At 63.2% G+C, this 20,155-nt stretch carries 12 protein-coding genes; all 12 read right to left on the bottom strand.

All coding sequences use genetic code 11. From position 1 onward, the window contains the following. Positions 1 to 112: 112 nt before the first annotated feature. The 12 genes from G8764_RS13590 to G8764_RS13535 all read right to left on the bottom strand — a co-directional run bounded on the left by G8764_RS13590 (position 113) and on the right by G8764_RS13535 (position 20,133). Positions 113 to 4,795 carry a hypothetical protein gene (locus tag G8764_RS13590; protein ID WP_166165193.1) on the bottom strand — a complete coding sequence of 1,561 codons (4,683 nt, stop codon included), beginning with the start codon at positions 4,793 to 4,795 and terminating at the stop codon, positions 113 to 115. A 2-nt stretch (positions 4,796 to 4,797) separates the two neighbouring features. After that, positions 4,798 to 6,192 carry a hypothetical protein gene (locus G8764_RS13585; RefSeq protein ID WP_166165192.1) on the bottom strand — a complete coding sequence of 465 codons (1,395 nt, stop codon included), beginning with the start codon at positions 6,190 to 6,192 and terminating at the stop codon, positions 4,798 to 4,800. A 49-nt stretch (positions 6,193 to 6,241) separates the two neighbouring features. Beyond that, positions 6,242 to 7,633 carry a hypothetical protein gene (locus G8764_RS13580; protein WP_166165191.1) on the bottom strand — a complete coding sequence of 464 codons (1,392 nt, stop codon included), beginning with the start codon at positions 7,631 to 7,633 and terminating at the stop codon, positions 6,242 to 6,244. A gap of 29 nt (positions 7,634 to 7,662) precedes the next feature. Further along, positions 7,663 to 9,702 (bottom strand): ATP-binding protein, encoded by a 2,040-nt coding sequence (locus G8764_RS13575; protein ID WP_166165190.1) that lies wholly within the window; start codon positions 9,700 to 9,702, stop codon positions 7,663 to 7,665. Continuing rightward, complete coding sequence (locus tag G8764_RS13570; RefSeq protein WP_166165189.1) at positions 9,695 to 11,416, bottom strand: hypothetical protein; 1,722 nt, start codon at positions 11,414 to 11,416, stop codon at positions 9,695 to 9,697. The genes G8764_RS13575 and G8764_RS13570 overlap by 8 nt, the downstream gene beginning before the upstream one ends. Further along, positions 11,416 to 13,641: a phage tail protein gene (locus G8764_RS13565; protein ID WP_166165188.1), complete on the bottom strand. Its 2,226-nt coding sequence runs from the start codon at positions 13,639 to 13,641 to the stop codon at positions 11,416 to 11,418. Before G8764_RS13565 ends, G8764_RS13570 begins: the two co-directional genes overlap by 1 nt. Continuing rightward, entirely contained in the window at positions 13,641 to 15,866 is a 2,226-nt protein-coding gene (locus G8764_RS13560) for a putative baseplate assembly protein (protein WP_166165187.1), read from the bottom strand. The genes G8764_RS13565 and G8764_RS13560 overlap by 1 nt, the downstream gene beginning before the upstream one ends. Positions 15,867 to 15,872: 6 nt before the next feature. Then, complete coding sequence (locus G8764_RS13555) at positions 15,873 to 16,283, bottom strand: GPW/gp25 family protein (RefSeq protein ID WP_166165186.1); 411 nt, start codon at positions 16,281 to 16,283, stop codon at positions 15,873 to 15,875. Further along, complete coding sequence (locus tag G8764_RS13550) at positions 16,280 to 17,968, bottom strand: hypothetical protein (protein ID WP_166165185.1); 1,689 nt, start codon at positions 17,966 to 17,968, stop codon at positions 16,280 to 16,282. The genes G8764_RS13555 and G8764_RS13550 overlap by 4 nt, the downstream gene beginning before the upstream one ends. A gap of 43 nt (positions 17,969 to 18,011) precedes the next feature. Next, positions 18,012 to 18,683: a phage baseplate assembly protein V gene (locus G8764_RS13545; protein WP_166165184.1), complete on the bottom strand. Its 672-nt coding sequence runs from the start codon at positions 18,681 to 18,683 to the stop codon at positions 18,012 to 18,014. Positions 18,684 to 18,890: 207 nt separating this feature from the next. Further along, the gene (locus G8764_RS13540; protein ID WP_166165183.1) at positions 18,891 to 19,970 is read right to left on the bottom strand and encodes a phage late control D family protein; all 1,080 of its coding nucleotides are present in this window, start codon (positions 19,968 to 19,970) and stop codon (positions 18,891 to 18,893) included. Further along, the gene (locus G8764_RS13535; protein ID WP_166165182.1) at positions 19,963 to 20,133 is read right to left on the bottom strand and encodes a hypothetical protein; all 171 of its coding nucleotides are present in this window, start codon (positions 20,131 to 20,133) and stop codon (positions 19,963 to 19,965) included. The genes G8764_RS13540 and G8764_RS13535 overlap by 8 nt, the downstream gene beginning before the upstream one ends. Positions 20,134 to 20,155 lie beyond the last annotated feature (22 nt).

Raw genomic sequence — 20,155 nt, 5'->3', positions numbered from 1 at the left:
AGTGCAATTTTGGCTGTCACTGAAGCCGGTTTTTTAGCGCTCGCGCCAATGCGTTTACCGCTACTCATTGCTCCTCCTCAAATCTCGCTGGCGAGACTGAACCAGCTACTGGCTAACGCAACACAATACCCCGGTTGAGCACAAAGCCGCTGCGTACTATCTCCGCCCGCTCCCGCTCATTGGCGGAGCGCACGGTGACGCTGGCGCTGTCGCTGGCGGCGCCGGATTCGCGCAAGGCGCCCAGCAAGGCGTTGGCCCGGGCCTCAGCCGCCGGGTCGGGCGCGGCATCGACACTGATCACTTCGATGGTATCGATCGGTGTTTCCCGCTCCCGGGCCCGCTCCACCGCGGCGTTGAAAGCCGCGTCCCGAATCACTTCATTGTTCTCGTTAAAGCGCACCCCGTTGGCCAACTCCACGGTCAGTTCCGGTTGCGCAGCGGTGGCATCGTCAGTGCCGCCACTATCGCTGTCTGCGCCGGGCTGGCGGTTGCTGCTGGTGGTCACCGCGGCAAAATGGGTGGTGTCCATAAGCCCGAAATTCGCGGCCCTCGCGACCACCAATAAAGTCAGTACCTCGCAAGCAACCGGGAACGCCACCTCAGGGTTGTTCACTGCCCCCACTACCTGCACCTGGCCGAGCCCCATCAGGCTGCGCAATTTGAGCCCCTGTTCTTGCGCCAGCTTCAGATTCATTTCAGTGTCCGCGTCAGTGGCGCCGGTGCGGGCCACACACATCAACACGGCGTTGAGCGAGGCCGGCGAATTGCCACCCAGCTCCGATTGCCAGGCGACACTGAAATTGTCACGGGAACCGGTTTCGAACTGACTGCTGGCGGCGTAAAAATCTACCGTTCGAAAATGGGTGAAGAGATTGGTCCGGGTCGCCCCTGTGTTCACTCCGCTGCCAAGAATCTCACTGGTTAAACCACTGCCCTGGATAAACTCCTGCAACTGCTTGACCAGCGGCGGCAGTTCGGCAACCGGTGGCGTGTAAAAGTACAGGTCATTGCACTGGGTCGCAGCGATCAGCAGGGTCGCCTTGGGACAAGGTTTAAGCAGGTTGGCGCTGGCCGCAAGGTACTGCACCGAATCAGCGCTGATGTCGGTGCCTACAGTCTGGCTGATGCGGCTGGCCTGCTGCCGGCTCACCACTTGCTGCTCTGCACTTTCATCCGCAGCCAGGGTCAGCACATGGCTGACCGGGCCGTCGTTGAGCACATCCCAGCTGGCATCCAGCTGGGCCGCCTCGCTGGCGCCGAAAAAGGTGTCGCCATCGGTGAAGAAGCGCGGACTGGCCGACAGTGGCTGGCCGCCGCGGCGCTGCACATAGCTGGGCAGGGACTCGCCGCCGGAATTGCCCAGGTAACCGCCCAGCTCCTCGATAAAGGCATCGGCATTGTTGCTCAGTACCCGGTAGACGGTATGGCAAATGGTTGCCACCGAGCGGGTAAAGTAGACGATGATGCCGTCCACTTCGGCGCTGGCGAGGGTATCCGGCACCTCGTTGACGCTGAGGGTTTGAAAGCCCTCTGCCAGCTCACTAACCGGGTCCAGCACATTGGTCAGGCTCTGCAAACGGCTCTCGGCCAGGGCCTCGCCCTCGTTAATCACCTCCCCTTCGCTGGCAATCAACGCCAGTTGGATATCGGCGGTCACTTGCACCCGCGCCTGCCAGTCGGCACGCACATCGCCGTGGGCAGTGGCAACCAGGGCTATGCCCGGGGCAAACTCAATGGTGCTGACCGGGCGCGGTTTGAGACTGGCGAGGGTTCCGCCCACATCCCTCTGCAGTAACGCCAGCAGCTGTTCGACATTGGTGTCAGCGTCCAGGTGCACGTGGTAGACGCGATAATGGCGCGCCACCTGCAGCACTTCGGCCGCCACCGCCGACTGGCAAATTTTATCCCTGCGGCGGTGGAACAGCACCCAGGGCAGGCGCGCCAGAATACTCAGTTCGTCGGCCACCGGTTGCGGCGGCGGGAACAAGCGCTGCTGGGCGGAATCGCTAAAGCCTTTCTCACCGCTGGCTTTCTCCAGGGTACTGAGGGCCTGCAGCGAATTGGTGTGCCAGCTATTGCCCGCGCTGAGCACATTGCTGTCTTCCGTTAAATTACACTCCAGCAAAATATCGTCATTACTGGCCGGATTAAGGGCCTGCAATTCCGCCGCGCGATTCACCAGCAGATTGGCCTCCTCCGCAACCAGCCCATCGGCTCGCGCCAGGGTCAGACCTGCAGTGGCGGCCTTGATGTCCTGGCGCCGCAACAACAACCGAAACGTGGAGGCGGTGGGGCTGGTCCAGATGCGCTCGGCCACCAGCTGGATATTGCCGAGGCCGGCGAAGAACGACGGGTTGCTGATGGTCATGTTAATGGTCGGCGGCAAGCCCACCACCGGCCGGCGACTGATGACAATGGTCTCGTTCAGTTTCACCGCTTCGGTACGCTCTTGTGACTGGCCGTCGGTGACAGTGGTATCACTCCAGATGCCATTGGCCACCAGCCGCGCCGTGAGTTTGGTCTGTGCTGCCTGGGGAGCCCCTTTTTGAATCTGCAACTGGCCATTGATGGAGCGCTCGCTGACTGTCGTCTGGTTGCTGTCACCCAACCGGCGGCTGCTCACCAACAGGAAATGAGCCTGCACATCGCAACTGTCACCACTGGCCAGGGTGAAGGGGTCGCGGTTGGTTTTCAGGCTGGCCCAGACCGCGGTCGAGGGTGCCAGGGTGGGCACGCGGCCGACCCCGGTGAGCGCTTCAATATTGGTGCTGACATTGATGGCCGCGCGGGCGCCGCTGGCGGCGGCATCACTTCTGCCCTGGTTGAGCAGGGACAGAACACTGTTGGATGCCGCATTCGCCAGGGACAGGGAACCACTGCCAATGACGCTGGCGGTAGAGCGCGCCGCCAGGTAAAACGCCGTACCACCGTTGTCCAATTGCTCGCCCCGGGCCGCGCCACTCAGGGGCGGCAGGCTGCGGGCGATATTTACCCGCAAGCCCTCGGCAAGCCGGAAGGCTTCCAGGTTGGTGCTCAATCTGGCGGCGCTGACATTGAGGTTGGAGGCGCTGCCGATAATCGCACTATTGCCGGCCACATCGGCGGCCACGCTAAGCTTGCGCGGCCAGCCAATGGCCAGCAGGTTAGTGCTGATCGAAGTGGTGGATTGATAGCCGGTGCCCACGACCTGGGCCTCCAGTTGCTGGATTTCCCCTTCCGGCACCAACACATCCACCTTGGGTTTGTTGGCGGCATTGTCGAGCCCGGAGAGCAGGCAGATGCGCTCCATATGCTGGGCTTCTTCCAGCGCGTGGGGAATGTAGTCGGCCCGGGTCACGCAGAAACGCAAATCGACTCCGTCACCGAAGAAGCGCCGCACCTGTTCGTTAACAGTAATGGTGCTGCTGGCGTTGACCGGCAGGTACCCGGCACTGGGCACCTCGACAATGCCGCAATTGATCAGCAGCTGTTCCGGCAAGACCACCCGCGCCACGTCGATGAGTTTTTGATACTGGGCCTCCAGGCCGGCGCTGCCGCCCTGCAATTCCGCCAGCGTGGCATTGTTGATATTTAACGCCTGCAAGTCGCTTAACTGGCCGGCCATACGCCCCAGCGAGTCGAGCAGATAGCGCATGCCGGCCGCGGCCTCGCCGGCAATTTTGCGGGTGCTGGCGCAGGGGTCGAACTCGCGCAGGGTCTTGCAGGGCGCATTGGGATCGGTGGAGGTCAGGCAGGCGCGCAACTGGCACTGGAACTGCAGGATCTGCGCCAGGAACTGCTGCCAGGGTCGCATCGCCATGCGCCCGGCCCAGTAGTGCCGCGGCGGCGCCTCCATGCGTTCACGGCGGGCGGTCCAGGCATCGAGAAACAGGGTGGTGCTACCGTTGCGACCAATGATGGCAATGGGCACCCCGTTGCCGCCGCTGGCCTCCGCCCCCAGGCACCAGATACTGGAGCTGAGGCCACTGGCAGAGATGTGGGAGGCGATCAGTTGCCGCTCCTGTTCGAAGTAGGCGCTGGCGACCCGGGAGCGCAGGTGCACTGCGCTCAAGTCCACCGCCGCGGAGTTTTTGTACAGCTGGGACAGATTGATCGGCACCGCCCGCACCTCGACACCCTCGATAATATAGGAGCGATTGGTGCTGGTGCTGCAGGCTTCCGAGCAGAGTTTGCCGTAGACATCCTCTTCACCGCAGTAGGCCTCGGTGTGATTGAGGGTAATCAAATACAACTGGTCGCTGGTGCCGGCGCTGATTGTGGCGGCGCTGTTGTGAATCACGCAATCGTCAAAGCCGGCTTTTTTTACCGCGCTGCTTTTCTGCGCCGCGCTGATGTTCTTCTGCACCGCCGCAGCGGCCATGGAACTGGTGACTGCGCTGCTGGCGCTAAAGCCGGCCGTTGCCGTGGCCCTGCCCAGGCCCGCGCTGCTGGCGGTGGGGCCAAAGGCCGCGGCCGTGGATTTTTCAATCAGCTCGCCGATGCCGACGCTGATGCCATCCCCCAGCAGCAGTGCCTTGCCCTGGGGGTCGATGGCGTAACCGGCACTGATGTTCAGCCCGTCGTTGCCACTGAGGGTGCAGTCGTAGCCGTACACTACCCCGGCGCCACCGGCGCGATTGCCGAGACGGATCTGGTTGAGCAGCGCCTGTTGTTCGAGAATCAGGTCGGGGGCGCGAATAAACTTGCCATCGAAATAATTGAGCCGCCGCAGGGGGCTGTGTTTGTTCACCACGGCGTGGCCTTTGCTGGAACCCAGACCAATAAGGGTTGCGGATTTATCGGTTAACTCGGCCATGATCAACTCCTGACTCTCAGCATGACAACAAAATCGTTGCCGTTATTTTTGCTTCCCGGTCCGTCACTCACACCACCGGCCAGGGGAATGCGGTTGCGCCCCAAAAACGGGTAAGACCCGGTGCCCTTGACGATCAGGCGCACCAGGTTACCGCCGGGATCGTCGCGCAATTCGATCTCCACCTGGGCCAGGTCCTGGTCGTAAGTGACTTTTTTAATGGTGGTATCCACCCAGCCGTCGCGCACATCAAAGGCGGTCAGGCCGATGCCGCGGGCATCCACCGAGGCCTTCATCAACGGCGGACCAACCACGGTAAAACGAATGAATTCGCCCTGGATGGTTACGGATTCCGGGTCCACCCGCGGCCCGCCGGCATCGGCCGGACTCTCTGCCGAGACTGGTGAAGACGCCGGCGCATCCGCGGCGGTCATAACCGGGCCACAGACCAGCTCCTGGATGGTGGAGGTGGGAATGTGGACCGGGCGAATGGTGTTTTCTGCACCACCGCCATCGATCTCCCAGCCGTTGTCGCCGGCAACCAGAATCAGGTTGTTGAGATCCGCCAGTGGCAGCGGCGCCGGATCGACCTCCGGGAACAGTGCCAACAGGTCGCCCTGCTCGGTGGCGGCCGGGGTTAAATCCATTTGATCGAGAGCGCTGAATTCACGCAGCGCCGCCAGGTAGGCAGCCGGCTGGGCGCTGGCGCCAAGGGCGAGAATGTCGTCGCGGGTCTCGATCACATCCTGGTCGGCGTCCAGGGTCACCCCCTCTTCGTCAACCAGCGGGCCCTCGAGGCCAAACAACAGCCGCACCCGGTGGTAAGGCAACTGGCCGGGTTCACTGCGCCAGGCCGGTGCACTGCCCGGCAGCAGGCGCAGCTCGACGGTTTCCGCGACGCGCGAATAGGCGGTGGTGGCATTGCTGCCGTCACAGGGCTCGGTCAGCGCCGGCACCTGGCGGTTGAGGCAAGCCTTGAACTGGATCACCACGTGGGCGTCGAAGCTCACGGCTCCGCTTTCTTCGTCGGTGGTGACCAGCTCCGCCAACTCCGGGTCATCTTTATGCTCCTCGTACCAGGCGCTCAGATTGAGGCAGGCCGGCTGCGCCAGGTAGAGTTCACGGCCGAGGGCATCGAGGGCGGCGCCGGGCTCGACCCGGATCTCATTGCGGGCCTGGTCGATGCTGACTCGCAGGCCCCAAATAACGCCGTCGCGATGCAACCAGGCGGAGTGGAACCACATTTTGCCGCGGTGGTAGGCATCCATGGTGCGAAAGTCTTCCACCCCCAGCAACATGCCGAAGTGGACGTAGAGGGAGCGAAAGGGATCGACGGGCACCATTTCCCCCAGCGCGGTTACGTTGCTGCTGCCATTGGTGGCTGACGCTGTATTAGTCACGGTTGTTCTCCCGGGAGTCATATCTTGTTGATAACTGGGGGCTATACATTTAGAAATCCCCCCGCGCGGCACTCAGTTGCCGGCTGCTGGCGGCACCGCTCAAATAGGCGAGCTGGGCCTGGGCCAGAGCGGTATTGCTGGCCAGTAAATCGGTGAGCAGATTGTGGTTGTCCACTTCGCCAAGGGCGGTGACGAGGCTGTTCTCGGCGCTGGTAAACGCGCTCGCCAGGGCGACACCATCACTGCTGACAATCGTATTGAGCGCGGCGATGGCCTGGTCGTAGTTGTGCAGATTGACCCAGATGGCGTCCGGTATGGCTCCCTCCCAGGCGTCCAGCTCGGCGGCAAAGGCCGGCGTATGCGCTGCCTCAGCGGCAGCCAGGTCGGCCTGCAGGGTGCTCAGCTGATTCTGTTCATCCTGCACGGTGGCATCACTCATGGGGTCGGCGCTGACATCGTTCACCAGGGCCAGGGTGATCGCCATTTGCACATCCAGTTGTTTGGCCGCCACCGCCGACTGGGCGTCGATCAGCTCGGTCTCGGTAGTAATCGCATCGCTGTCCACGGCCAGCGCCACGGCACTGATACGAGCGCTTTCAGCGGCGCTTAAGGGCGCGCTGACGACAATTGCCGCGAGCAGGTTTACGGCCCGATTCAGCTCATCGTCCAGCCCCAGGGCGTGTTTCTTGAGGGCGACTTCGGCGACCTGGTACTCGGCCTGGCGCCGGGCAAGCAAACCCGGATCGGCTGCCACGGCCTGCGCCTGGTCGCGCTGCTGCAGCAGCAGGCTGTTGACCAGCGCCCGTTGCTGGCTAATATTGGCCGCCACCACCGCACTGCGGGCCCGAGCGCGATTGCGCAGCACCTCGGGGATATCGCTGTTGACCCGGATTCTGGCGTTGCTGAGCAAGCCGGTGTTGTCCTCCGGGTCCACCGTGCCGGCTCCGGCGTCCACATCCAGCAGCGCCTCGGCTTCAACCTTCAGCGCCGCAATCACATCGTTGACTTCGGTACTCACCCAGTTGGCGTGGCGGGTGGCCGCGGCTTGCGCGGTTGCCAGTGCGCTTGCCGCCGCGCTGACAGCGCGAGACTGGGCCGCCAGCTGCGCGGTCAGTTGTTCCACTTCGGCCGCGGCGGTGGCGATCGCCTGCTCCGCCGCCAGCAGCGCGGCACTGTTGTGGCGGCGCTGGGTCAGCAGGTCGCGCAACTCCAGCGCCAGTGCTTCGATGCCGGCGGGCATCAGGGCGGGGCTGGACATCTGCGCGCGCTTGCCGGCAATTGCCTTGCTCAGGTTGGTGGCGCTGGTGACCAGCCCCGCGTGTTGACTGCGCGCGCTGGCCAGCTCGCCACTTGCCGTTTGCAAGTCCGTGTGGGTGATTTGCTTTTGCGCGACCAGCGCCGTGTGTCTCTGCTGATAGTAGTTGGTCAGTGCGGTGGCCATAATGCGTATCTCCCGATGCTAATGCATACTCAGTGAGGTGTTATTTCCCGATAGGCCTTGCCGGATTTTTCGTACTCCCGGCGAATAGCCTCGATAAAATGTTGCCGGGCTATCGGGGTCTTGTCCCTGGCAGCGAGAAACGCTGCCGCGACGGCGGCGTTGCGAATGTGACCGCCGACAATAGGGAATAATTCGGCCAACTCTTCCTTGACTACATCGTCAGCCAAAGGCGCAGCGGCGGGAATGTGGCACTGCCACAAGCGCAGCCGCTCGGCAAAACCCGGCTCGGTATATTCGACGATAAACTCCAGCCGCCGGGTGAAAGCGGTATCGATGTTCTGGCGAAAATTGGTGGCGAGGATGGCGAGGCCCTCGTAGCGTTCCAGCCGCGACAGCAAATAGGCGGTTTCCAGATTGGCGTAGCGATCGTTGGCATCCGACACTTCGGTACGCTTGCCGAACAGCGAGTCGGCCTCGTCGAAAAACAGCACCGCGCGACCGCTTTCGGCGGTGTTGAACACCTCGGCCAGGTTCTTTTCGGTTTCACCGATCCACTTGGAGACCACCTGGGACAAATCCACCTGCAGCAGGTCCACATCGAGGGCGTTGGCGAGCACTTCCGCCGACAGGGTCTTGCCGGTGCCGGACGGCCCCACGAACAACATGCGCACCCCCCGGGCGCCGCGGCGACCGCGCAGGAACTGCCAGTCATCCAGCACCGTGGATTGCAACAGCAGGCGGTTGCAGGCGTCCTGCAATTGCTTCAGTTGCACTGACGGCAACACCAGCTGCGACCAATCGGCCTGGGGCCGAATCAACTGCACGGCGCCGCCGAGATTGGAACTGGAGCGGGCGCGAATGGCATTGGCCACGCTGTGCAGCTCGATGGGCGCGCCGGACCCGGCAAAGCGCTGCTGCAGATCCATGGCGATGGTGCGCGCCAGGGTCGGCTCCAGCGGATAGCGGGCGGCCAGCAGATCGGCGTCGGCCGCCAGTTCCGGTAACAGTTCGCGCCACATGCCGCGCAAATCCGGCGCTTGCAGGGCTTCGATCCGCAGACTCAGCAGCGCTCGATTGTCCGGCGCCCGGCCACTGCCGTATTCAGCGCACACCACGATCGGCCCCGGGTAGCGCTGGAAATACAGCGGCCGCTGCTGGCTCAGGTCGCCGGCCCGGGCTCCGCCCTTGCCCGCCAGCGGCAGCAGCGGAATGACACTGCGCGCCAGGCAGTGCAACTGCGCCAGGCTCTGGCCGCGCTGGTCCAGTTCGGCGATATTGTGCAGGGTGACACCCCGCAACCCGGCGCTGTCCAGCAGCAGCAGCGCCCGCTCAGTGGCCAGGCGGGCGGTGTGGGCACTCAGCACCAGGCTCAGGGGCTGGCCACTGCGCAGCAGCTGCAGCGCTTGCTGGCATTCCTCCTGCTGCAACCAGGAATGGAGGCCGGCGGCCACCGCCGGCGCCGCCGACTGCTGGATATTGCGCGGCCAGGCATCGATGCCCTTGAACACGGACCACAAGTGTTCCGCCAACCGCAGTGAGCGGTTGTAAAACGGCACCTCTTCGTCGATTACAAACAGCCCCAGTTCGCGGGCGTCGTTGGCCTCCAGCAAGCCGCGCAAGTGCAGCCGCTGTTGCGCCGTGGGCGCCAGCAATTGCGCCGCCAAACCGATGCTGGGCAACGGCTGGCCACTGGGGTGCAAACTGCTGAAAATATCGGCAAAGCCCTCGTGCTCCTCCGCCAGGCCGGCAAACACAATCAGCTCCAGCAATTCCTGCGGCAAAGCCAGTGCCGTTGCCAGGCGCTGCAGCGGCGCTTGCGGCTGCTGCCGCAGCCGAGCCGCCATGCCGCCCTGCCAGTGCGCCAGCGCGTGCTCGCCGCAATACTCCCGGTAGCGAGCGTCGAGAAATCCCAGCGCCATTTCCACGGCTGCCATGTTTTCCGCAAATCGCTGCCGCAACAGGTGCGCCAGCCGTCCTGCCATAATGGCGACTTCCTGCTCCAGCGCAGCGGTCGCCAACGGCACTACCGTGGCCTGGGGACTGCTGCTGTTGGGCGATTGGCTATTCATAACGAATCTTCACGACTTTGCCGAGCCAGGGTACGAAGTCCGGGTCGAGGTCGAGCCCTGCACGGCGAATATCTGTATCCACTTGCGGCAAGGCAAAAACGACTTCCAACCAGCCGCCCTGCACCAGCAGCCGGCCCGGGCGCTGGCACAACCTGGCCACAATTTTCTCTGCCGGCAGTTCCCAGCGGAGACACTGCGCCAGCGCATCGCGCACCCTTGCGGCATAGTCTTGCAAGCACTGCTGTTGCTGCGGGTTGGCCGGCGTGCGCTCGGGATCAAAGGGCCAGTCGTCAGTGACGGACAGGGTACAAAACAGTTTTAACGCTGGATCGTCAGCCGCAACCGGCAACCAGCATTGACACAATTGGTAGAGGCTCCAGCTCAGGGGCCGCTCGCGTAAATGTTCATCCCCCAGCAGCGCCGGAACTAAATCGCAGTGGCGCAGCAGCGGCAGCAACAGGAACAAACCGGCGCAGTCCGAGTTGAGCGTTTGCTCCTGCCATTCCCGCAGCTCGGAAAATTCGGGGCTGTGATCGTCCACGGCCAAATCCAGCGGTGGCGCAGACGAATCGAGGGGGTCATTGGCGGCCTGTTGCTCGGCTGCGGGTGGCGCTTGTTGGCGCTGGTCTTGTGGATGAACTGCGTCGGCGTCGCTCCCAAAGGGCGGTTCTGCCCCGCGCCCTGCTCGCCCACCCTGCTCGCCCGCTTGAGGTTTTATCGCCGCCTTGCGGTCGCCCTGGTGATCATCCGCGTGTTGGGCCTGTCCACCCTTAACTTGTTTTATCTCGACTGGCCCGCCCCCGATTGCCGGCAGCAGTTGTTGCAACTGCCCAAGAGCGGCGGCGACTTCATCAGCGGTTGCCAGCAAGCAGGCCGGCGCCAGCTCCATGGCTAGCAACAGCGACCAGTGGCGCGGACTCAACGCTGCGGCCCGGAACGCCCCAGCCTGGGCTCGCAATTCGCGCAAAATAACGGAGCGCTGGGCCGCCAACTGCAGCTGCAGTGACAGCTGTCGGTGCTGTTGTTGTGGATGTTGTTGCCGATCTTGTCGATATTGTTGTTGCCGAGATTGTTGCGCTGGCCGGCCGCCAGCTTGCGGTGCGTCGGCGGCCTCATGGCGCAGCCAGTGCCGCTCGATACCGCAGTAATCCAGCCACCCCCACCACAGGTCATCCACTTCGACCGCGTCGTAACCGAGCAGCAGCGGCAGCAGCAGTTGCTGCTGGCTCAAATGCAAGAGCGTGGCGAGAATCAATTCCGGTTCCCGCAGTAACGCGCGCAACAATTGCTGCCGCGCCTGGGGCACCGATGCGGTGTCGGACAACAGGCTCAGTTGCAGCTGGTTCCAGGCCCAGGCGTGGTCCAGGTTGTGGCGGGCCACCTGCTGGGCAAAATCCAGCAGCGCGCTGCGGCGGTTGGCAAAACGCAGCACATTGTTGCCGCTGTGCAACTGCTGCTCGATGGCCAGCACAAGTTGGCGACACCAGTGCAGGCCGTTATCGGTGCCGGTTTTGCCCGGCTGAAAAGACAGCGGCACCTGTAACTGGCGAACGCACAGTTCTTCTCCCTCCCCGATACCGAGGCTGCCAAGGGCATCCGGCAGATAGTCTTCCAGCACCTCCTGTAACAGCCGGTCCATAACCGGCAGCAACTGCCGCTGTTGCTGCTGGATGCGGTAGCGTTTGGACAGCTGTTCAATGCGCAGTGCGTGCATCACCCTACCCTCGAATCGCCGCCCAGGCGGCTGCTGCCAACACTGGTGCCGGGCCTGGCGTAGCCCAGGGTGTCGCTGTGACCGAGCACCGAGGCGCCCACTTGCAGGCGACCAAAGCCGGAAGTGCTGCCGACAATGGTGGTCAGGCCGGTGTGCAGGCCGAGACCCACGCGCATACCGGCATCGACGCTGCACAGGTCGAATACCGTGTGCGCCGGGCGGTGCACTTGCAGAATATGCTCCACCACCGCGCGCTGTTCCGCACTCAGGGACAGGGGCACGATCACGCTGAATTTATGGGCGTGACTGCGGATGGCGGTATCGATATCCACCTCATTGATGGAAATGGTTTCCTCTGTGCCCAGTTGACCGCCGATGCGAAAGCCGGCTCCCAACACCGAGTTGCTGGTAAGGGCGTCTTCGCTACCCAACAGGGCACCGCCGAGGCCGCGCACTTTAAAATGCTCGATCAGGGTCACCTGGCTGTCGAGGTAGATTTCCAGGAAGCGCTTCAGGCCCATTACCGTACCGCGATAGCGAAACAGCCAGGTGGCGTTGGCCAATAATTCCCGCTTGGCCCGCTCCGGCCAGCGGCTGTCCACCGTCAGGCCGAGGAAGTTACCCAGCCAGGGCAGCAGTACCGCCGGGGTTGCGTAGGGGTCGAGCAGCACATGGCGCAGGCTGGCGCGCACATCGATATCGCGCAAATTGCCCTCGCTGATGGCGAGGTAGCGGCGCAGGAAATCCGCCACCGGCAGCTCCCGGGAATAGACTTGCGGCAGCCGCCGCAGCAGGTTATGGGAGGGGTACTCGGCCCGCAAACTGCGAATTTTCGGGGTGCTGCGGGCGCTGCCCGTCAGCTCCAGCACCACCCAAAGGTAGCGCCCCGGCGGTGCAATAATGGGGGCTTCGTAGGTCTGGAAGTGCTGCTCGTCGGGGCAGTCCTGCCAGGGCAATTCGTTGCCGTGGCCGCGGCGATAAAACGCCTGGCCAGTGGTCACCTGGTCCACCAGGTTTTGCGGCGGCATGGGCGGCGACAGGTCCGGGCGCACAATGGTGAGGCCGATGGCATTGGCCGGCGGCGTGCGCGGCAGGCTGCTGGCGGTTTCCGGCAGCTCATCGCTGACTACGCAGCGGGCGCTGACCATGGTACCCCGCGGCAGGCAGGCGTCGATAAACAGCCGTCCCCACTGGGTCTGGAACTCGCCGCTGTCGAGCTGGTAACTGACCACGCTGCCGCTGGTTTCGTAGCGCACTCGCGCCAGGGTGGCGCGCAGCAGGCCACTGCTGGTCGACCAGTAGGCGACGTGGCCATCCGGGGTCAGTACCAGGCCACGACCGTCGTAGTGACGGGCTTTCAAGTGGGGCAGCTCGGAGTGGGCACCGGCCTGTATTTGAAAGCGCAGCAGGTCCTCGCTGGCGCGGCGCGCTACCACCAGCACATCGGGCTGCACAAACAACAGCGCCCTGGCGTAAGGCACGCTAAAGGCGTCCTCGATACTGTCCAGGGGCACGATTCGGGTGCTGTCCGCAGGGTCAGTAGCAGCGTCATTACCCCGATCGATCACATAGATACCGTTGCCGGTGACGGCCAGGGCAATGGGTTGGCGCAGGCCCTCAGGCAAGGGCAGGTACACCGGCTCGGCTCGGCCCCGCAGGCGGGCGTAGAATTCGGTTTCGTCGGCGAACAACACCCACACCTGTTCACCATCGCTGCTCAGGGCCAGCGGTTCGCGCTCAAAGCGGATGCGGCCGAGCAAGGTATTTTCCACCAGGTCGTACACCAGCACCGTCTGACTGGCGCGCTCGGCGATAAACAGGCGCCCCTGCCGGTCCACCGCCAGCGCTGTGGGGGTCTGCAGGGGGCCCAACTGCGAGTCGCCATTACTGGCGTCAAAGTCGCCGAAATCGGTGCTCGCCCGGGGCGCAAACAAGGCCACTGGCTCGGGCCGGTAGTTGGCGGTTTTCGCCGCCCACAGCAGCTTCTCCACCTGGCCCCGCTCCGGGACCGCGCGATAGAGCCGGCACCAGGGGTCGAAGGCCATGCCGGCGGGCAATTCTTCTGCCTCCCCTGCGCCGTCACTATCCAGCCGCTCATCCAGGGTCCAGGCCAACTGCACGATACCGTGGTGCGGGCCATCCTGGGCCAGGGCGGTATTGTCGTGCCCGACACGGCGCCACTGGTCGAGGGTGTGAATCATGGCGAAGGGTGAGAGCGTGGCCATCAGCACACCTCTTTGATAACCGGAATGGGTACCGGTGGTTTGTCCGGTTGCTCCGGCGAGAGCGGGCCCGGCGCCGCCGGGTCGAGGGTAATGGGGCCGTTTTCCACGCTGATGCTGGTCAGTTCCGGTACTTCATTTTTGGCCAGGGTAATGGTGGTCCGATTGACGCTGCCGTCGGCCAGCAGGATCAGATCATTGTTGTCATCCCAGCCGGCGATTTGCAGGCCTTCGATATACTCCACCCCTTCCACCTGGTGGGCGGCAGCCTCCAGTTCCGGGGCGTGCACCCGCCGCCCCAGGGGCCAGCCTTCGCCGCTGGGGCCAAAGGGCGGCAGCGGCGCCAGGAACTGGCGAATCACCAGCTCCACCCAGTGGCGCACCGCGTCGATGCCGTAGCCGGGTTTGACCTTGACCCCCACCGCCACCGCCACTGGCCGGTATTTGGGGGGCAACACATAGAGTTCGGTGGTGACCAGGCGGCGGGCGTCGAGGTACTGACAGACCCGCCGCAGCTGGTTCTTGTCCGGCATGGGCGCCGCCGGGTGCTGGGCGTCCTGCATGGGAAAGGCCACCACGCTCACCACCCCGGCGGATTCGGCCTCGGGGCGCTGCGGGTGATAGCGCGGCAGGCACTCGGCCCGGCTGATATTGGCGCCGGGGGTCAGCCGCGCCAGCTCTTTAAAGTCCCCTTCGGTGACGGCCCGATCGCGGCGCCGCAACTCACCGGGTATGCGCTCCAGTGCCTGCTCCACCGTTTCCGCCTCGGCGCCACCGTAAGCCGGCAGCGGATTGGCCAGCTTCACCGGTTGGCTGGGCTGCAGTTTGGCAATGGCCTTGGCCGCCACGTTGCCAGCCACACCACCGCCGTAGCGGTATTCGGTAACGCGGATGCGCTGGCCAATTTGCGGCACCAGCCCCTGCAGGCCGTTGCCAAATTTTACCGTGCCGGCGGCGGCATCGAGGCTGTAGTGACGATCCTCCTCGCCGCTGGCGAAAAAGCCGTCCACCTCCTGCCAGGTCTGCCAGCCGTCGGCCTCCTCTACCTGCAGCACCGCCGAGCCGGCCACCACCTGGGCGTTGACCAGCGCCAGCACCTGATTGGGCTGGGCGGTGCCAGTACCGAGAAATTCACCCTTGGCCAGCACCGTCTGCTCCACCTGCACGCAGTTGGCGCCCACGTACAGCAACTGGCCAAAGCGGCTGCCGTCGTGACGAAAGGCGCGCAGCCAGAACACCACCCGCTCGTTCAATTCGTCGTCCAGCGGCGGCGGCAGGTCACCGGCGCCCACCGCGTCGGGGTCATCGATGGCGAACAGCCCCAGCTGGTCGAGATCGCGGGGCAGGCGCAGGCGCACCACCCCTTCCCGGGTGAGTCCGGCGCTGGTGTCGCCCTCGACGCTGAGGGAGCGATAGCGGGGAATAAAATCCGCCGACAGGTCGGACCAGATTTGCCACTCCACCGCCGGGCCACTGGCACTGCTGTTGTTGCCCGGGCAGCGAAAGCGCTCGGCAAACTCCGGCGAGTGCACATCTTCGTCGCGATCGATGCGCACGTCCGGCACCACCCCCAGGTTCAGCAGCAGCGGCGCATCCTTGTGCCCGGCCAGCGCCGCCCGCACCGCCGCCACACTGCCGGCATCGGCCGCCAGCACCGGCAACCAGAGGATACCGTCCACCGCCTCGTCAAAGTTCACCGCCGTGCCCGGCTCCTGCTGCCACAACAGGCGGCTCACATAGGGCGCCGTGTCACTGGCATTGTCCAGCGCCAGGGTGCGGTAGGCCTGCTCGAAAAACTGTTCCTCCTCGCTGCCAGGCTCCGGCAATTGCTCGGCAATCTTGGCCACGGCAAAGGCACTCACTGGCAGCACCCGCACTTCGTTCTGGCTGCTAAAGCCCACCTCGCCGGCCTTCACTACCGACCCTTTCGCCACCCGCACGCCCTGCATATCCTCGGTGCTAAAGGCCACCAGGCTGCGGGCCGGCTCGGCGGGTAACAGCGGTATTTGCAGCAGTTTCAGGAATTCGAGAAAGGTCGCCTCAGGGATCTGGTTAAAGCGGTAGAGCAGGTTTTCCGCCAGGAATGAGTAGAGTTCCAGCAGGGTGATGCCCGGGTCACTGGCGTTGTGATCGGTCCACTCCGGCGCGTACACCGGAATCCGGGCGACCAGTTCGTCGCGAATTTGCTGAAAGGAGCGCGTATCCAGTATCGGTTTATTCAGTGGCATCCGTACTTACTCCAGGTAAAACGGGTAGACCAAATTGCCAGGGCTACCGTCGCGAATGTGGGTGTAGTGAATCTGGATCAGCACCAGCGCTGGATCGCTGCCCGGCTCGACACTGATCTCCTCGGTCTTGATGCGCGGCTCCCAGGTGGCCAGCGCCCGTTCGATATCCCGCTGCATCAGGGCGCGGGTGGCAGAGCTGTTGGGTTTCATCAAATAGCGGCGCAGGCCACAGCCAAAGTTGGGCCGCATCAGGCGCTCGCCGGGCTCGGTTTCCAGGATCAGCCAGATCGCCTGGCGCACCTTGTCCGGGCCGTCCACATGCACCAGGGCGTTGACCCGCGGCGCCGGGTAGACGGGGAAATTCCAGCCCTTGCCCAGATGCTTTTTCAACGTGCTCGCGCGGTTACCGTTGCTCATAGTGCACTCGCTTTTGCCGCCATCACCTTCTCGAAGTAGACCAGCCCGTCCTGGGGCAAGGGGATCTTGCCGGCCACCTGCGGGTTGGCCGGTGTGGCGGAGAAATCCGTGGCCATGCGCAGGTACAAATCCGCCAGCTCATTCAAACTCAGGGAGCTGGCCAGGTCGTTGCTGATGTCGGCGGCGAAACCGCCGCTGTCCGAGCCCACCCCCTCGCCGATGCTTTTAGTGAGTTCCGCTTGCAACTGGGCTTTAGTAAATAACTGCCCACCGAACTCCAGCTTGGCGGTGACATCGGCGCCAAAGGCGAGATCGATATCCGGCCCCTGCAGCTTGATGTCGGCGGCGATGCCGGCATCGAGACCGATGGTGGGGGGAATGCAAAAGCGCAGGGTCAATAAAAACCAGAGCTGGAAAATAAACAGCACGATGGGCAAAAACAGCCGGAACAGGAAAAAGGCGACGAAGAAAAACAGCAGGATGGCAAAGAAACAAATTTGCTGGTCCGGCCGCACTGGCGGGCTGCCCTTGGTGGGCATGTCCATCTTGCTGGTTTTGAAATTCAAACCGGAGCCCGCCGGCGCGATCACCTTGCCGTTGACGCCGCGCCCCGGCGGGCTCAGCGCGGCCTGGTTTTTCAGCGCTGCCAAATCCGGCAATTTAATATTGATGGGGCGATGGCTGCCGCCGTCCAGATCGAAATAACTGGCCAGGCGATAGGAGGTGGTAGGCTTGCTCCACACCACTTCGCCGTGGCAACAGTTGCGCCCCTTGCCTGCACAACAGGCTTTCTTGCGCCGCACAAAACACTGCACCTCGTACAGATCACTGTCGTCGAAGCGCAGGTTGCCGTCTACATCCACATCACTGGAGGCGGTGGGTACCAGCCCGTACCAGAGGGTGCGTTTACTGGCGCTGTGCCCGCTGGCGGTGGGATCGGCAATCAATGGGTAGAGTGGCAACACCTGTTCTTCGATGACTTGCGGTTGCTGCTCCGTCTCGCGCCACTGCCAGGCCCCCTCCACATCGCTGGATGGCTGCCAGCCCTGCAGGCTTAACTTGAGTTTGTGTTGCTGGACAAATTTATCCAGCTGTTGCTGCTTTTCGTTTAGTTGCAGTTCCAGTTGTTGGTTTTTTTTCGCTTTAATGCCATCGAGGGTCAGTGCCGCGGCCTGCTTTTGCGCCTGGGCCACAATCCCGGCACCGCCCACCTCGGTCGCGGCTGACATTTTTACCAGTTGCTGCTTGAGGTGATTGCGCTGCTGCAACAATTTGCCCAAATCGGTTTGCAGGGCCGAGGCAATTTGCGGCACCCGCCGGCGAATCACAAAGCCGGTTTCACACACCTGGTCGCGGCTGACACTGGGAAAGCCCGGCGCCACACAGTGCAGCTCACACACCACCAGGTAAAAACGACTGTGCACATCGAGAAACAGTTTCAAACTGTCATCGAACTTGCTGCGGGTGGCCGGCGACACCACCAGGTTGGGATCGACACAGAGCCGGTCGACAAAGTCCTCACAAACAAACTTGAGTGACTCCTGCGGCTCGCGCAACAGGCGATCGATAAAATCGGTGCCGGCGTACTTCTGGAAAATCGGCGCGGTGGTTTTGTTGGCCGGGCCACCACCGCTGGATTCGGTGCGATACCAGGGGCCGACCAGTGCCCAGGGGTGCTGTTTCATAAACACACCCTCCCGGCAATAGCTGTGCTCAACACGCCGCGCCCTACCATAGGTTGCCCACCCCCGGGGTATACATGGGCGAGACCACCGAGGCACTGGTGATCAGCGTGGTGCAGGTAATGATGCCGTCAAAGGCGGCGATGGGCGCATGCACATTGAAGGCCGCGGCGGTGAGTTCCACCGTGGAATTGGCCTGCAACTCGATGGCGCCGGAGGCGGTAAAGGTAATCACATGGCCACCGGCGTGAGTCAGGGTAACGGTCTGGGCGCTGTCGTCGAGCACCAGTTCATGACCGCTGGCCATCTTCAAAGTGACCTTGGCCGCGCCCTGGGTATCGTCGAATTCCAGTTCGCTCTGGGAGCGGGTTTTGATGGTGCGAATATTGTTGGCCGCCTCGGCGCTTTTCGGCAGCGACTCCTGGCCATTCCAGCAGGCGCCGACAATATAGGGGCGGCGCAGGTTGCCCGCTTCAAATGCCACCACCACCTGGCTGTCCACTTCCGGCAGTGCCTGGAAGCCCTGGTCGTTATCCGCGTAGGGTGACAACAACGTGGCCCAGGCGCGCACGTCCCGCTCCCCGTCACTGCCGAGCCAGGGAAACTTCACTTCGATACGGCCGATACTGTCCGGATCAACCAGGTCAGTCACTATGGCCGGATAGACCCCGTAGTAGGTTTGCTGGCCGCCGTCTTGGGTGAAATCGTTTATTGCCATTTTTATTCCAGTGTTTAAACGTGTTTAGCATTTACAGGCAGGCGCAAGTGCGAAGTGTCGCCGTCGCGCATTGGATCCGGTAGTTTGGTGGGAGACACGCCGTGAATACGTCCGTGTAGGCTCTACGCCAGCATCCCTGCTGGCGAAGGTCTCCCACCAAACCACCGAATCCATAACCACCTTCTTGCCACCTGAATTCCATCGCCATTAATCTCCTACTGTGGCGCGCTCCGCCTCGAAATGGGTGCGGTGCCCCTGGGCCAAATCGAAGGTGTGCTTGAGGTGGGTGACGTAATAACCCTCGCCCTCAAACACCGGCCCTACCCGCTCCAGGGTCAGCGCACTGCCCACGGTCATATCCGGGCTGCCACTGGTGATGCCATTGATCACCACGAACTGGCGGGCGCGGCGCAGCATCTCCGCCCGCGCCCACTCGCTGGCTTCGCTCGACTCCAGCGGTGTCTCCCGCAGTCGGCGCTCGATGCGCTCGCCAAACGCCTGTTGCAATACCGCCGGGCCACTGCGCCCGGAGGTGATCTCGGCCTGGATGGCCTCCTCCCCCACGGACTCGTCGATCACCTCGCGGCGATTGGCGTCGTAGCCGCTGACGTGCACTTGGGTGCGCTGGTGGGCGAGGTCGGCACAGGCGCTGAGGGTGATAATCTCGTTGCCGCGCACCAGGGTTTGCGCCGCGGCCTGGCGCCGGTCCCGGGTCTTGAAATGGAGGGTGTCACCGTCGGCCCAGACTTCCGCCTGCAGCAGCCGCGCGCGCTCGCGCAAAAACGCCAGGTCGCTCATATTGAGCTGCTGGATACGGTCGTGAGTGGGACCGCTGACATCGACCTCCGGGGTCATGCCGTGCTCACTGGCGATGGCGCTGGCGATGTCGGCGTCACTCATCTCTTCGTAGGTGCGAATGCGACGGGTCATGCGTAAATCCATCAGCCGGTCCTCGGCGTAGACACACAGCTCCGGTTCCTGGGCCTCTTCAAAATGGATTTCCAGGGCGGTGATGTGGCCGTCAAAAATGGTGCGCTGGTTACTGAGCGGACCGATGGCCACTTGCAAGGCCTTGCCAAAATCCAGGATCTCACCGTCCATATACAACAACTCTTCTCTCTCACCCCTGCCCCGCGCGCCGATGGCGACAAAACGCGCCTGCAGATTTTTCAAACCGCTCACTGATTCCTCCACCTGCAGGAACACCAGGTCGCGGGCCAGTTCGCCGCGGTCCTCGCCGTCGACGCTGAAAACCGGACTGCTACTGACAAACAGCGGCTCATTCATCCAGTGACTCCGCACTCAAACGCCGGCGCAAACGCTCGACCCGTTTCAGCGCCGCTTCGATATTCAGCTGCTCGCGAAAGCGCGGATCGGCGGGTGAGCCGTCCTCACTCTCTTCCGCCTGGGTGGTAACATCAGTGACGATGTGTTCAATGTGTACGGGCACGCTCAATCTCCATTTTTAGTGC

Origin of the sequence: Pseudomaricurvus alcaniphilus (assembly GCF_011440395.1) — a bacterium.
Taxonomy (GTDB): Bacteria; Pseudomonadota; Gammaproteobacteria; order Pseudomonadales; family Cellvibrionaceae; genus Pseudomaricurvus; species Pseudomaricurvus alcaniphilus.
This window is presented reverse-complemented; position numbering and strand designations above follow the sequence as displayed.

Bases quoted from the DNA above. Each gene is read 5' to 3' on its own strand.
- G8764_RS13575 (WP_166165190.1), bottom strand. From the start codon at position 9,702: ATGAATAGCCAATCGCCCAACAGCAGCAGTCCCCAGGCCACGGTAGTG.
- G8764_RS13560 (WP_166165187.1), bottom strand. From the start codon at position 15,866: ATGCCACTGAATAAACCGATACTGGATACGCGCTCCTTTCAGCAAATT.
- G8764_RS13555 (WP_166165186.1), bottom strand. From the start codon at position 16,283: ATGAGCAACGGTAACCGCGCGAGCACGTTGAAAAAGCATCTGGGCAAG.
- G8764_RS13565 (WP_166165188.1), bottom strand. From the start codon at position 13,641: ATGGCCACGCTCTCACCCTTCGCCATGATTCACACCCTCGACCAGTGG.
- G8764_RS13580 (WP_166165191.1), bottom strand. From the start codon at position 7,633: ATGGCCACCGCACTGACCAACTACTATCAGCAGAGACACACGGCGCTG.
- G8764_RS13570 (WP_166165189.1), bottom strand. From the start codon at position 11,416: ATGCACGCACTGCGCATTGAACAGCTGTCCAAACGCTACCGCATCCAG.
- G8764_RS13590 (WP_166165193.1), bottom strand. From the start codon at position 4,795: ATGGCCGAGTTAACCGATAAATCCGCAACCCTTATTGGTCTGGGTTCC.
- G8764_RS13545 (WP_166165184.1), bottom strand. From the start codon at position 18,683: ATGGCAATAAACGATTTCACCCAAGACGGCGGCCAGCAAACCTACTAC.
- G8764_RS13550 (WP_166165185.1), bottom strand. From the start codon at position 17,968: ATGAAACAGCACCCCTGGGCACTGGTCGGCCCCTGGTATCGCACCGAA.
- G8764_RS13540 (WP_166165183.1), bottom strand. From the start codon at position 19,970: ATGAATGAGCCGCTGTTTGTCAGTAGCAGTCCGGTTTTCAGCGTCGAC.